The organism is Extibacter sp. GGCC_0201, from assembly GCF_017566055.1.
In the GTDB taxonomy this organism is placed as follows: domain Bacteria; phylum Bacillota; class Clostridia; order Lachnospirales; family Lachnospiraceae; genus Extibacter.
In genome coordinates this window covers 64,257-78,542 of the sequence record NZ_JABFCH010000009.1, presented here as the reverse complement: position 1 = coordinate 78,542, position 14,286 = coordinate 64,257, and the positions used below count along the sequence as shown (strand labels likewise).

General features: G+C 42.2%; 16 protein-coding genes. 8 read left to right on the top strand and 8 right to left on the bottom strand.

Going from position 1 to position 14,286, the window contains the following annotated elements; translation table 11 throughout:
* Positions 1 to 60: 60 nt before the first annotated feature.
* From recD2 to HJV72_RS08065, 6 genes are all read right to left on the bottom strand, one after another.
* Positions 61 to 2,298, bottom strand: a complete 2,238-nt coding sequence (recD2, locus tag HJV72_RS08085) for an SF1B family DNA helicase RecD2 (protein ID WP_208070143.1) — start codon at positions 2,296 to 2,298, stop codon at positions 61 to 63.
* Positions 2,276 to 2,665 carry a DUF7768 domain-containing protein gene (locus HJV72_RS08080; RefSeq protein ID WP_208070141.1) on the bottom strand — a complete coding sequence of 130 codons (390 nt, stop codon included), beginning with the start codon at positions 2,663 to 2,665 and terminating at the stop codon, positions 2,276 to 2,278. The genes recD2 and HJV72_RS08080 overlap by 23 nt, the downstream gene beginning before the upstream one ends.
* The gene (locus HJV72_RS08075) at positions 2,665 to 3,708 is read right to left on the bottom strand and encodes a YqaJ viral recombinase family nuclease (RefSeq protein ID WP_208070139.1); all 1,044 of its coding nucleotides are present in this window, start codon (positions 3,706 to 3,708) and stop codon (positions 2,665 to 2,667) included. Before HJV72_RS08075 ends, HJV72_RS08080 begins: the two co-directional genes overlap by 1 nt.
* Positions 3,709 to 3,723: 15 nt before the next feature.
* Complete coding sequence (locus HJV72_RS08070) at positions 3,724 to 4,479, bottom strand: hypothetical protein (protein WP_243765576.1); 756 nt, start codon at positions 4,477 to 4,479, stop codon at positions 3,724 to 3,726.
* A gap of 141 nt (positions 4,480 to 4,620) precedes the next feature.
* Positions 4,621 to 4,860, bottom strand: a complete 240-nt coding sequence (locus HJV72_RS19765) for a hypothetical protein (RefSeq protein WP_243765575.1) — start codon at positions 4,858 to 4,860, stop codon at positions 4,621 to 4,623.
* A gap of 343 nt (positions 4,861 to 5,203) precedes the next feature.
* A complete protein-coding gene (locus tag HJV72_RS08065; RefSeq protein WP_208070137.1) occupies positions 5,204 to 5,392 on the bottom strand; it encodes a 2-ketoisovalerate ferredoxin oxidoreductase in 189 nt (62 codons plus the stop codon).
* Positions 5,393 to 6,004: 612 nt separating this feature from the next.
* Between HJV72_RS08065 and HJV72_RS08060 the strand changes: the two genes are divergently transcribed.
* The 8 genes from HJV72_RS08060 (at position 6,005) to HJV72_RS08025 (ending at position 12,970) form a co-directional block, all read left to right on the top strand.
* Positions 6,005 to 6,217 (top strand): helix-turn-helix domain-containing protein, encoded by a 213-nt coding sequence (locus HJV72_RS08060; protein WP_208070135.1) that lies wholly within the window; start codon positions 6,005 to 6,007, stop codon positions 6,215 to 6,217.
* A 13-nt stretch (positions 6,218 to 6,230) separates the two neighbouring features.
* On the top strand, positions 6,231 to 7,610 hold the full coding sequence (locus tag HJV72_RS08055; RefSeq protein ID WP_208070133.1) for a site-specific integrase: 1,380 nt from the start codon (positions 6,231 to 6,233) through the stop codon (positions 7,608 to 7,610).
* Between the two features lie 585 nt (positions 7,611 to 8,195).
* Positions 8,196 to 9,251 carry an AAA family ATPase gene (locus HJV72_RS08050; protein ID WP_208070131.1) on the top strand — a complete coding sequence of 352 codons (1,056 nt, stop codon included), beginning with the start codon at positions 8,196 to 8,198 and terminating at the stop codon, positions 9,249 to 9,251.
* Between the two features lie 180 nt (positions 9,252 to 9,431).
* On the top strand, positions 9,432 to 9,983 hold the full coding sequence (locus HJV72_RS08045; protein ID WP_006776319.1) for a hypothetical protein: 552 nt from the start codon (positions 9,432 to 9,434) through the stop codon (positions 9,981 to 9,983).
* Positions 9,984 to 10,203: 220 nt separating this feature from the next.
* A complete protein-coding gene (locus HJV72_RS08040; protein ID WP_006776318.1) occupies positions 10,204 to 10,614 on the top strand; it encodes a plasmid mobilization protein in 411 nt (136 codons plus the stop codon).
* Between the two features lie 352 nt (positions 10,615 to 10,966).
* Entirely contained in the window at positions 10,967 to 11,692 is a 726-nt protein-coding gene (locus HJV72_RS08035; RefSeq protein ID WP_006776316.1) for a TraX family protein, read from the top strand.
* 374 nt (positions 11,693 to 12,066) lie between these two features.
* Positions 12,067 to 12,258 (top strand): hypothetical protein, encoded by a 192-nt coding sequence (locus HJV72_RS08030; protein WP_006776315.1) that lies wholly within the window; start codon positions 12,067 to 12,069, stop codon positions 12,256 to 12,258.
* Positions 12,259 to 12,328: 70 nt separating this feature from the next.
* The gene (locus HJV72_RS08025; RefSeq protein ID WP_006776314.1) at positions 12,329 to 12,970 is read left to right on the top strand and encodes a hypothetical protein; all 642 of its coding nucleotides are present in this window, start codon (positions 12,329 to 12,331) and stop codon (positions 12,968 to 12,970) included.
* Between the two features lie 262 nt (positions 12,971 to 13,232).
* Here the strand turns inward: HJV72_RS08025 and HJV72_RS08020 are convergent, their stop codons facing one another.
* Together HJV72_RS08020 and HJV72_RS08015 are read right to left on the bottom strand one after the other, a co-directional pair.
* Positions 13,233 to 13,679, bottom strand: coding sequence for a hypothetical protein (locus HJV72_RS08020; protein ID WP_006776313.1), 447 nt, complete (start codon positions 13,677 to 13,679; stop codon positions 13,233 to 13,235).
* 157 nt (positions 13,680 to 13,836) lie between these two features.
* Positions 13,837 to 14,256 carry a hypothetical protein gene (locus HJV72_RS08015; RefSeq protein WP_006773350.1) on the bottom strand — a complete coding sequence of 140 codons (420 nt, stop codon included), beginning with the start codon at positions 14,254 to 14,256 and terminating at the stop codon, positions 13,837 to 13,839.
* Between the last annotated feature and the right edge of the window lie 30 nt (positions 14,257 to 14,286).

The window sequence follows — 14,286 nt, the reverse complement described above, 5'->3', positions numbered from 1 at the left end:
TCCTTATATAATAGAAACCTGCCGCAACTGTTTTTCTGGAAAACGGATTGTTACATTCCGCTATACCGCTAATTTTAGCTGTTCAGGTTCTTGTCCCTGACTGCCTTTGTTATATTCTTTATAAAATCCCAGCATTTTCTCACTCAGCGCCGTATTACGCTTGCCGCTGTCATCTGTATGGATTGCCTGATAGATGGCATTTCTCTCTCCCACAATGATAACTTTGGCTTTGGCACGGGTAATGGCTGTATAGAAGATATTTCTTTTCAGCATTCCATAAAAAGCCTTGATCCATGGCAGGATGACCACCGGGTATTCGCTGCCCTGTGATTTGTGGATGGTAGTGGCATAAGCCAGCTCTATATTTTCCATCTGTTCTTTCCCATAGGTGACAATGCGGTTATCGGAAAAACCAATTTCCGCTTTCCATTCGCCCTCAGCGTCTTGATGGAGGCTTTGAATGGTTCCCATATCCCCGTTGCTTACCAGATCCGTGTTTTTGGTCTGGATGATTTTATCCCCTGAACGGAAAGTCCGCCCAGTGACTTTTATCTCCTCCGTATGCTTTCCCTTTGCATTGACCAGCTCACGGAGCGTTTCATTTAACTGGGATACGCCCGATGCCAGCTTCACCCGGTAAGGGCTTAACACCTGTACACTGTCCGTATCACTTGCAGACACTTCCTGCAAGTATAAGCGGTTTACAACCTCTGCTGTTTCCACAGCCCCTTTTGTCTCAATGAACTGGAAGTCCTCACCGAACTGCAGATTTGTCTTGTTTTTCTTAATCAGCGTCGCATTGCTATTGATCCGGCTTCCCTGTGTCTGCCGGTAAACGAAATCCAAGACCGTTACCGGTATCAGTCCGCTCTGAATGAATTGGCGGAACACATCGCCCGGACCGACGCTTGGAAGCTGGTCCACATCACCTATCATGACAACCCGCACACCGCCTTTCAGCCGGCTGAAAAATTCATATGCAAGTCGCATATCCACCATGGAGAACTCGTCCACGTTAAAAAAATCCGCACTGAGATATTGAAATTCTTCACAGAACTCCTCATCACTTATAAGGCCCATGGCCATGTGCATGGTAGATGCTTCCATAACGCCTGTGCTTTCGGCCATCCTACGTGCAGCCCGTCCGGTAGGAGCCATAAGCTGGATCTCCCCCGGACATAATAATTTCTGTATATACAGGATCACCTGCAGCACCGTTGTCTTTCCTGTGCCGGGGCCACCCGTTATAATGGACACCGTATTTTCAAATACCATTCGTACTGCTTTGATCTGGGAAGGAGATAGCTGTATGGCCAGCGCCTGTTCCGCCTGCTTTATAGCAGAGTCTATATGCTCCACGCCCGGCAGCTTATCAAGAAGATGCCGGACAGCCATTCGGGCTGTCTCTGTTTCCGCTTCATAGAGCCTTGCTTCATAGATCCGCTGTTTTTCAACGACGATACTATTCTGCAAAGACAGACGATACAATACATTCTGTATATCCCGATGTGACACCACCGGATTTTTCAGGTTATGGTTCAGTGTCTCCATCACCTGTTCCACCAGCGTTTCCTGCGTAAGATACAGATGCCCGTTTTTGGACGCCTGTGTAAGCACGTAGGCGATACAGCAGGAAATCCGCATAGGATCATTTAATGCCGCACAACACTTACGTGCGATTTCATCCACAGTCAAAAAGCCGAACCCTTTTATTGTGCATAGCTGATAAGGGCGTGTGGTGGCAATTTGCATAGATTGGGGGCCGAACTCCAGAAGGATTTTCTGTACCTGACTGGGTGTGATATCAAAGGGGGCAAGATATGTCATCAGTTCACGGAAGGCTTGGTTTTTTTGGAAGGCCTCCTTGATTTCCTCCAGTTTCCGTTCGCTGATTCCCCGTATAGATAACAACCGCTCTGGTGCCTTTTCTATGACCTCCAAAGATTCCATTCCAAACCGGGCATAGATTGCCTCGGCCAGTTTTCTTCCGACTCCTTTGATGGTTCCGGAAGACAGATAGCCGATAATGCCTTCCTTCGTTTTCCTTACGATTTCCATGCTGGATTCCACCTTGTACTGCAATCCGTATTGTGGATGAGTCACCCAGCTCCCTTCTAATTCCACATCTGCATTTTCACTTAACGGGATGTGGTATCCACAGGCTATGAAACAAGAACCTGTGGATGCATCCTTTTTACGTGCTTCAAGGGGAATTGAAGGATCTGCCGTCCAAAATATAGCGATACAATATCCGTTTTCACTGTTTTCATAGATTCTATCGTTGAACCGGCATCTCATGTACCTGCCTCCTGTCCCTGATTCGTATCAGTTTTCCAGTATCTTCCTCGTCATACCAATATACTTCCATCTTTAACAGCAGCACTTGGTATAACTCCTCGTTCATACCGCTGGATATCCGCTTCCCGCAAATGATAAGAGCATCACAGAGCCGAAGGACTTCAAGCCCAAAAGAAAGAGCAACCGCTCTCTCCTCCGGCAAATGGTCATCCAGCAGCTCCGGCAGATATGCGTGAGGGGCATAGGTGCGATACCCGAATTTCTCCCTGATTTTTTGCATATACTGCCTTGCCATAAGCATATTCTCTATCATTTCCTGCTTTGTCGGAGCAGACAGCGGAGAACAGATATATGCTTTTTTCTTCATTAAGCTGCCTCCTTTTTGATTCGGAATGTCCTGCTGATGCTTTCCGATACAACATCCTCGTAGGCATCCGGGTATAGATTTTCCAGTTTCTCAATATCTTCCTTTTTAACCATTTTTCTGACGGTTGGCTGGTAGGTGATGTGATACTTGCTATTGCCATCACTGTAAAAAGCCGCACAGTTCTTTCCGAGCTGTTCAACAAAAGGAATACTGATGGTTTTCTGTGCTTTCTCAATTTCCCGCTTTCTGGCTTCCAGTTTGCTTTTCTCCTCGGAAAGAGAGAGATAGGTTTCCAACTTATCCTGTACATTCTCTGTAATCTGAAGGGGCTGCAGGGACTGGTTTGGTTTTTCCATGAATTTCTTGAGGCTTTGCAGCACCATATCCGGCTCCTCCACATAAGGAGGCTCCACACCGGCCTGCACGTTATGATTCCAGAAATCCTGTTCTGCCATAATCAGTTTTTCCTCCAGATCCAAATCACGTTCAATCTTACGGATAACAAATTCCGATTCGTTATTGCCGTATAAGCAAGCAATATAAACCACATCCAGATTCATCACCGCCATGTAATGCCGGCATTGCCACTCATAATTGATGGGCACCTGATTGTCCTTCCATTTCCACTGGCTGTTATAATTGCAGGTCTTGCACTCTAAAATCCCTTTTTTTCCATCTGGAAAATGGATGATAAAATCCATGTCCGCCAGCATAAAAGGGAACAGTGGATGCCGGTACATGTGTTTATCAGGATATACCTCCAGACCGGTTTTTTTTGAGAAAATGATTGCTACTAGTTCTTCCAGCCGGTTCCCGACTTCCTTTGCAATCCAATTTTCCTCCTCCGATTCCCCTTCCACCGGCTTGATGCCCAGCTTGTCATAATAGAGATCCCTGCGTGTGGCAAATGGGGATACGCCCATTATGATGGACGCATCGCTGCCTCCGATTCCATGCCTTCTGTTTTGCAGCCATACCTCCCTTGTCATTTGTGCGGTATCTACGAATACCTGCGGCTGATAATTTAAGTTTAACGATGCCATAGCTTTTCCCCTTTCTTACCATGAGACTGTTCCGTAGAGGTCATATTCTGACCAGTCATACTGCAGTGCTTTTGTGATTTCCTCCTCAATCTTTAAAATCCGGCTGCTGGATAATCCCTCGCAAGCCGCAATAAAAGAGGCTTCGCTCAGGGCATAATAAAGCTCGTGTGCTGTTGTAGGCCCCTCTCCGTGTGTGCAGACATATAATTCCACCACCTTACTGCCCAGTTTCTTTCCGATTGGCATTTGTTTTAAAATACCAGTCAGGCAGTTCACCGGATACTGAATGGGGATCTCCACCAGCTTTGCCATATCTGCAATGGCATCCTGATACCGGCTGTACAAAAATGACAGCTTTTTGCGAAACTGGGTAATGTCCGCATTGCCGCTGTGCTCCAGACGGATAGGATGTCCCAAATTCAAGGTTTGGTTATTGCTGTCGCATAAAAGCATGGGATAGAGGGTAACGCTTTTGGCAGCTACATCTGAAGTTACCAAACGAAGCGCCGGCGCATGGATTTTCTGCGTAATACCGTGTTCATCCAAGACCTCCTGATAGGTCTTTAAAAGCTCCGGGTGCCCGGTAAGCTCCCACATAGCGGTCACAATACTGTGGTCGAAGGAACCCGTTTCCGGTATATAGCAGTATCCGGGGAAATTATGCTTTAAATAAGCAATGGTCTCCCGGAACACATCCTCCGTCTCCAAGATTTTGTAATCACAATGGTCGCCGCCGTGAGCCGCCGATACTTTTCCGTCAGCTATCCTCACCAGCACCTCACCCTTTGCTGTCTGAAGGCAGAGATTGATGACCTTTGCGTAATTCCTTGTGTCCAGCCGGTTAAGGCCAGAGCCGCTGATTCCGGCCCGTTTTAAAATCGTCTGGATGGCACAGCTCCGGACCGGATAAAACTAATCCTTCATGCGTAGCACAAGCTGAGTATGCTCTTTCGTGTCCTCTAAGATCTCCTCACCGGTATTGTGAATCTCTTTTTGCACCTTTTCGCTGTCCAGAGGAAAAAGCCTTAAATCCTTGGCGGGTTTTCGGAGCCATGTAGCATTTTCTGTCCGCTCTCGTAAAAACCTCATCAACTGTCCTTCTTCTGCAAACCGAGCCTGATACTCGTCTGCAAACACTCTTGCTTCATTCATGTCTTGTTCCACCTTTCTTTAATATGATTTATTCATCAACAGCAGTCGCTGCTTCTGACAATAAAAAAAGAGAATGGAAAGAGTTTTCTTTCTATCCATTCTCTATGGCTGACAGCCCAACAAACAAAAAAAGCGCCATACTTGCCAACAGGCATAATATGACACTGATTTCTTACAATCCTAAACAACTTATGCTTGGATGGCGGTATCTTACGCCATCTTTCTGGTTCCGGGATTCGTTTTATCCCAAAACTTCCCCCAGCAGGGCACGCATAAACATTACTATATGCGTATATTATCACAAGATATGGTTTGTGTCAACGAAACAAATACTATATATTGTTTATTTACTTACTTCAACCTGTATATATTCTGCCAGAAAATCTTTGCACCGGCCATGTACTTTTTCATTCTTTGCAGTATCCATTCGGGCATTTTCCTCACACGCATTTTGATAAGGGCAGTGGTCACATCCATTTGCCAGTGCTTCCATCGCCCAGTTGATTTCTTCCTGTGTTCCGATAATACGCATACCATTTCCACTTCCTTTATGTATCCATAGGATATCCGAACTTAGCTTTTAATTAAATACTTTTACACTATTTGTTTCTTGAAATCTGTCATTATTTTGAAATTACCCCTGCAGAATTCTTCAATCAAGACCTGCACAATATTCCTCTGTATTATACAGCATCGGATTTGCTGCAAGAGCTTGACGAGGAAGATATAATATCCATCATCCCTATTTTAAAACGATTATCCCAAAATCGTAAATAGTTTTGAATCTGATTTTTTCTAAAGGCGCTGAAAAGTGTCTTTTTTATTTTTTTCCAGACTTTTTCTTATTCCATTTTCTATTCTATATAAGCAGGTACAAAAAACGGGACTTGCTTTTGTACTTTGAAAACTTCATAGCTGCCTCAGTGGTCATAGAGGCGCTGCAGATAGTCTCACTTTGGCATACCTGCAGCTTAATATCTGCATAGCAGTACCTGATACGTGGTCAGGACGAGCATAGGAACTGAACTGTCGGCAGCATAATCCATAAAATATTATTTTACATAGAGGCATAAGAAACGTATAATAATGTCATAAGGATTCTGCGTTATACGGTTTTTTATGCTGTCTGATGAAAGGAGGCTATATGACAGCAGATCCAAAACAACAAATATCGGTTGATTCTTCCAGAGGATCTAGCACATATTCCGTACAGGAGATTGCTTCCATTTTAGGAATAAGCAATAAATCTGCCTATAAGCTCTGCGAACAGAACTGCTTTGTCTGCAAGAGAATTGGCAGGATTATACGGATTAACAAGAAATCCTTTGAGGACTGGTTGAATAACCCACCTGAATAAAAGGAGAAACCGTATGGCTACAATTATTAAACGTAAGAAAAAATATTCTGTCGTTTACTATTATGACGATGAAAAAGGAGTTAAGCGGCAAAAGTGGGAAACATATAATACCTATGCTGAAGCTAACAAAAGAAAAATCGAAGTGGAATCAGATCAGATTCATGGAACGTTCATTCCACCAAAAGACACGGTTGTAAGTGATTTTCTCTATGACTTTATTAAAATATACGGAACAACACACTGGGCCTTATCCACCTACGAATCGAATTGTTCTTTGATAGCAAATTATATCAATCCAATCATTGGTAATTTGCCTATCCAACAAATTACACCAAAGGTTGTGGATGAGTATTATCAGACATTAAAAAAGACAAAATCCATTGTGAAGAATAACCGTAAGCCCAGAAGCGAATATGTTACGACTGGAGTCATTAACAGCATACACAAATTATTGAGATGTGCCTTCGAGCAGGCAGTTAAATGGGAGCTTATTACAAGGAATCCATTTCCACTTGCAAATCGGCCAAGGCAGACCTATCAGAAACGTGATATGTGGAATGCTGAAATGATTCGCACAGCTCTCGATAATTGCAAAGAGCCAAAGTTGTATATTGCTATGAATCTGGCCTTTGCGTGTTCAATGAGATTAGGAGAAATTCTTGGCCTTCAGTGGACAAAGGTTCATATATCTGATGCGGATATTGCGGAAGATAATGCCTATGTTATGATTGAACAGGAACTTTCCAGAGTATCGAAAGATGCCCGCCAGTTTTTGGATGAGAAGGATATTATAGAAGTATTCCCTTCGATGATGAATGGCACCAGCACCAATCTTGTTCTGAAAAAGCCCAAAACCGATTCAAGTATCAGAAAGGTCTGGCTGCCTAAAACCGTTGCATACATTATAAGAAAATGGAAAGAACAGCAGGATGAGATGAAATCCTTTTTTGGTAATGAATACTACAATTACAATTTGGTGATCTCGCTTCCGAATGGCAGGCCTTGTGAAAATCGTGTGATTGAAAAGGAGTTCCTCCATTTAAAGGAAAAGCTCAATCTTCCAAATGTGGTATTTCATTCGTTACGCCATTCAAGCACCACATATAAGCTGAAATTGAATAAAGGGGATTTAAAAGCCACTCAGGGAGATACCGGACACGCACAGATTGATATGATTACAGACGTATATGCACATATTCTGGATGAGGATCGCAAAATTAACGCCCAGAAATTTGAAAAAGCTTTTTATTGTGACCTTCGTGATGTCAAACCGTCTGAATACGAAAAGCCAGCACCGGAACTTAACAATATTGTTGAGGTGTTGCAAAATTCTCCGGAATTGACCTCGATGCTGAGTAATTTAATTGCACAAGCTGCCTCAAATACAAAGTAGTTTTAGGATTTATCCTTATTAGCCCAATATTAGCAAATAAATTTTATTAGCAGCCTATTAGCAAGAGTTCGATTCCCGATTTTAGTGGTTCGCCCACCTCTTAGCAAATATGCAAAGCAATATGCAAAAGATAAGGGTTGGGATTTTCAGCTTTGGACAAAAGAAAAAGTGCCGGAAACATTGAATTTCCAGCACTTCTAGCGTCCCTGAGACGATTTGAACGTCCGACCCTTCGCTTAGGAGGCAAATCGAGGCTTCCGGGTTATCCGTTTTGTAACGGATTCGTGACGTTAGTGCCCGGTTTCTGTATTTTCTCCGTGACGATTATAGAGACATCAAGCCGATTAAAACTGGTTATCACGGCTTATACTTAAAAACGCAACTGTACAAATAGCTTGATGTCTCTACAAAATATCACTCACTAAACCACAATTTCGTTTATCGAAGTTGTGGTTTTCTTTTTACATGAAAAAAGCTTCTGTATAGGCAAATACACAGAAGCTCAGACCATGCTATGAAATACAATATACCACATTATAGCATGGCGAATCTCAAAATACAATAGTACGCAAAGGAGTATTCGCAATGAATGAATCGACTACAAATATGAGAACCGAAGAAGCGATAAAAGAAAAAATAAAGGAGAGCCGCTTTGAATCCATCAATGGAAAAGACTTGATGGAAATGGACTTGCCGCCGCTTCATTACACCATCAGTACCATTTTACCGCACGGTTTCTTTATCCTCGCCGGAGGTGCTAAAGTGGGTAAATCGTGGCTTGCCGAGCAGATATCCTACGCTGTTGCCAGTGGAGGGCAAATCTGGGGCTATCAAGCCATACAGTCCGAGGTCTTGTATCTCGGTCTGGAAGATACCGTAACACGCTTACAGAGCCGTTTTGAGATGCTTGAAGCCTATGAGGGTATGGAGAACATCCATTTCGTTTTAAAGGCAAACAGCATCACTTCCGGCGTTGAGGAAGATATCCGTGATTACTTAACGCAGCATCCCAATATCAAACTGGTGGTCATTGACACGCTCCAACATATCAGAGGGAATGAGTTTGTAAAAAACATCTATGCCGGGGACGTGGAGTTTACCAACATCCTGCGCCAGATAAGCATGGAGTTTGACCTTACCATCCTTGCGCTCACGCACACCAACAAAGGCAAGCACGATGATAATATCAGCAAGATTTCCGGCAGCGAGGGCATGGCAGGAGGAACAGACGGGAACTGGGTGCTGACAAAGAGCAAGCGCACCGACACCAGAGCCAATCTCACCATTTCCAACCGTGATACCGAAGCCTTTGAATTTGCCCTTGAATTTGACAAAGAATCCTGCCGTTGGAACAAGCTCACCCGTGACGAATCTGTTGTCAATGAAAAGGAGCGGTTCTTACACGCTATCGTTAATTTCGTCAAAGCAGAGGAAGCACACCATTGGGAGGGGACGGCAACAGAGCTGCTGACAAACTTACAGGCACGAGAGCCGATTCTTGTTAGTTACAGTGCTGCTGTGTTCTCAAAGAGCTTGAAAGCAGCGCAAGATTCGCTGAGAGAGATCTATGGGGTTTCTTATGTGAGCGCATTCCATAACAAGAAAAAATGGATAACCCTTGACTATATCGAAGTCAAGTAACTACGGGTACTACGCCAGCACCGTTGTTTTTCATAGGACGATGAAGAAAAATTACCCGTAGTCGGATTTCTGAGGACAACGGCAAAATTCTACCGCTTATCCTAACGGAAACAACGGCGCACCCGTAGTTGCCGTTGTCCTCAGCTTAAATCAATCTATTTTATAAGCAAAGGAGACGAAATGAGAGATTACAGTTCACAAAAAATTGAGATTGAAACCATAAAACCAAGAACCATAACAGTGAATCTTTCCAATGCAGATGTGAAACGCCTTGCCGAAAAATCCGGCGAGGGTGGGTTGACAATTTCAGAGCTGTTGGAGAACTTCATCGGGGATTTGGTAGACGGAACATATTCCAACGGAAGTGATGAACGGATGTATGCGGAACAGTGGTATCAGCGTTGTTGGTTTGCCATGTTTTCGGATGATACATTTCTGAAATTTTTGCTGCTGTGGGGGGATTTGGACGATTATATTGATTTGATGGATGAACTTGAAAGCAATAAAAAAGAAATGGCGGAAATGACAGCCGATGCCGAAGAATACTCCGCTGAGGAACGGGACGAACTGCAAGAGTATATCAATGAGTTGCAGAAAGAAATTGATTATTATTGGGGCAAATTTTTGGAGCGAAAACGTCAAAAAGAATCCTATGTTTTTGAAAAAGAAATCGAAAATATTATGGCGTGGAAATCGCAGCTTGATACAATTCTCGACCCCGAAAATCCATAGCAACACATTATTAGCAAGCATAGGGGAAATGTACCCACTCGTGTCATTTTCCCACTTGTTAGCCGTTGCACTGGGGCAACGCCCCCTAATACCCCCACCTGTACCATTTTGCAAAACGGCAAAATGACTGTCCCACAGACGGCACAACAAAACTAAAACCACTGACGAACAATTTTGTAATTTCCTCACGGTGAGGAAGTTTTGAAAGGAGAAGTAATAAATGGCTGAAAAAGATAGAGTTCGCACAGAGCAATTCCGTTTTACTTTGCTTCCAGAGGAAAATGCTATGCTCACAAAAAATGCTTTTGAGTACGGCTTATCGAAATCGGAATATTTAAGAAAACTGATTCTTGCAGAATCGTTGACGGGTAAGCAGTGGCACATGGATAGAGACCAGGCAAAGCAGTTGATTTACGAAGTGAACCGCATTGGAAACAATGTCAATCAAATTGCTTATAACACAAATGCTGTTCGATTTTCTTCTAATAAGGATTGGGGAGAACTCCAAACAAAATATTTTGAGTTAATGACACTGTTTTGTCAGTTTGCGTTGCGAGAGAACGGAGAGGAAAAACTCTGGTATAAAAAGATTCTGGAACTGATGCCAAAGGACGATTCCTCAAGTGTATAATAATCTCTGTTTTCTAACCATGGTAGAAAATACGCTTGTAAGATGATGATGCTATATGATAAAATGAAACCAACAAATCGATATTTGAGATATCCCTCCTTTGTCCTTTTATGGAAAGTGTTAAAGGTCAAGAACGCACAGGTCAGAGGGCAAACGAGCATGAAGTTCGACAATAAGCGACACAGGAGGGTGAAAGATGAATGGTTTTTCGGTAATGGCAGAGAGCTATAAGAAGCTGATGTAACAGGGTAAGATTGAAAAAGAGATACGCATATATGAGTTTTTGGCTACTTGCGACAGTGACGATTTGCACAGAGGATAAAGTAACATTTAATTATTAGAGGGGGATATTATGGATACAAGGTTCAACCAGACAAAATTAAAGAAGCTCCAGATCTTCAATGGAGCACAACTGAAGTATTTGGCATTTGCATCTATGCTAATAGATCATGTTAATAACGCTTTAATAACACCTTATTTAAATGGACAAGGTTTTCTATTACATTTGTCCAATCTATTTTCTATTTTGGGCAGAATTGCATTCCCGCTGTTTGTTTTTTTTCTTGTAGAGGGATTCTTCAAAACTGGCAACAGAATGAAATATCTGATTATGCTTTTAATTTTTGGTGTAATATCAGAAGTGCCTTTTGATTTGTTTACATCAAAAACTTGTTTCTCTCCATATTGGAACAATATAATGTTTACCTTAGCGCTATGCCTTATTACAATTTGGATTATTGACATTCTTAAAGATAAAATCAGCAATAAATATCCTTGGTATGCTTTATCAATCCTGATTGTAGCATTTTTTGGGTTTCTATCTATGGAGCTAAATCTTGATTATGATTATCACGCAATAGTCGTTGCCTATCTCTTTTATATATTCTATGATAAACCTCTCCTTGGTGCTGGCCTGGGATATATATCAATTATAAAAGAACTTTACTCATTTATAGGTTTTGGCATGACTCTAACCTATAATGGTGAAAGAGGCAAACAATATAAATGGTTCAACTATTTCTTTTATCCAGTACATATTCTAATCTTAGGGCTTTTGCGCATATATTTAAACATTTAGTTTATACTACCCGACCTTGACGGAGTGGAGTGTAACACTTCCCAAAGGGGAAAAAGCAATGGCTTATTCCCCTGCCACACGGCGAGTGTGGGGTTTGGGGCAAAGCCCCAAGAGGGGGCAAGGGGAGTATCCCCTGCACATGACTTTACGGAGTAAAGTATAATGTGCTATACTTTACCAAAGGTGGAAAAACTCTATTGATAAGATTAGCGGTCAAGGCGAAGCCAGAGGGGTGTGGGTTTATATACTCAACATAGCATATCAAAGAAATTGACCACGCCGATGTTTGGAATACGCCCGATAAAATGTATCCTAACAGGCCATCATTCTATTGTTTGGAAATAAGACGATGCTGATTCCGGGAGGGACTTCCGATGACAAAAGAAATTGAAATTCAAGGCTGCATTACCATTCCAAAAGACGTCTCGATGGATGAAGTTATTGATAAATTTATTGCATTCATTGAGAAAAATGAGTGGAGTTTTGGCGGTGGCTATCGCACCATTATAGATGGATACTATATGAATGCTGATGGTACAAAGGGGAAATGTGTCCTTGATGAGTGAGCAGGCTTAACTTGCACTATGAACGAGACGTATTTGAGCAGTATATATTTGTGAAGCGGGAGGTGCGTTAATGAAGACCGTTGACATACATGGCATGACCAATATGGAGCTTGTTCAGGGAGGAACCGACGAATGGTACTGGGCAACGGACTATATTCACGGCGATCTCTATGAAGCGGAAGAACTATTCCGGCAGAGACACCATGTGCGGAGTAACCGCTTGTATCTTATCCACTATCCGGACGGTACAGTGTATGAGCCTGTGCCGCCTGTGGACGGTCAATATCTTGGCTATCCCGTGTATGATGAAGGCGCTATTGTGCTGCTGGTAGTGAATTTCGCAGAAAGTATGATATATATTCTTCGGTTCATACATCAACAAGAGAAAACGCAGGAAGTGGCAAGGTTGCCTCTGTCCACAGTGAAAGACTGCTATAATCTCATCCTTCATACCTCTCCATTATCGCTGACACGGCAGCCAAATGACGGGACATTTGAGATGATTTGGCCTGAGAAAATAAGCTTTGCGATAAATGATAGGGAATCTTTTAACTTTCGGGAGGGGGATGACCTTTATTTCAATATTTGGTACGAAGACCCGGACTATCGGGAGGAGACGCTGGTGCGTTCTCTGCGAGACGGAGCGATTTTGGAGAGACTTCCGGGTGATATTCGTATTATGCCAAACGGGGAACGGTGGCTTATCAAATAGCTTTGTCATCTAACTTCCAGTTTTACGAACTAATTGTATCAAAATAAAGTCGTTTAAAGCTGCCGATTAGCACACAACAGCTTTTGGGGATGATGGTTGCGTTTGTGGTTTACCAGCGATAAACTGTCAACGTATTGATTTCACTTTAACTGCTGACGCAAACGCAAAGAGCACCTCTATACTCAATTGAGTGCAGAGGTGCTCTTGTTATTTATCATATTCGAAAAGCTAATGCAGAGCTTTTGTCGGGCATACCTTGGTATTAGTACGCATTTTCTTCAAAGTAGGTGTAGATTTTTTCCGAAACATAGCTTACCAGATAAGCGATAAAAGGAAAAACAATGAAGCCTACTGCCTTTGTAAATTCTCCAATTTCTCCAAATGGGACGCCGCTTTTGAAAGCACAAAAAGACTGATACAGATAGTAAACTCCTGCAATCAGTCCGAAAGAAGAAATGTAACCAATTCCTTTTGCGACATAGGAAACCGCATGAAACGCAATGGAAAGTGGCGTGTAAATAATCGTCCTCAATTCACTGAAAACAGAACCGAAAAACTTATATCTTTTTTCTGACTTTTCAATTCGTTTTTCTGACCTTGCGTATTCTTCATCTGTCATAACAGTGCCAAAACCCAACTCTGCAAATTTCTTGCCAATCTCCCTTGCACTCTGTTCTTCTCTATTTTCATTATAGTTGTAATCTTTCATAATGAATCACCTCGCAAGAATAGAATTTTCAGCCATGAGCAAAACGCAGGTTTTGCAACATTGATACCACCATATGCCGCTGTATCGAGCTTGATAGTGCTATATGTTGTATGTCGTTATGAGTAAATCGGAGTTTTGCTCATGGCTGTAGAATTTTTTATGTATTACGCTCGTCCGTAGAATTTGTTTGTGTTACACTGCTTTTTTGAATTTGTGATATTGTTCGTATTGTCTTAACATCCCGAACCACACAGAGAACTGTCAGAACAATTATGATAAATACAAATCCATCTTCGCTCAGCCAAGGAATAGAAGCAATAATTCCATCTATTTTAAAACTTACAAACAACGCTATCGCTACCGTTATTATAAATGCAAGGAGATACCTCTTTGATACATCTAATATAAATCCATAAAGCGATAAGCTTATATAGGCTAAAGAGGCAAGTCCAAGACCGGCACCTATTATTTCTAATGAAAAAATCGCCCCTCCTTTTTGGAACTGGCTATATACGTACCAAGCAAAGATTCCTAAAAAAATTATCATTTTTAAGATTTTTGTTGTAATTCTGCTCATATATACCTCCGCAAATTCAATTTTCTGTTT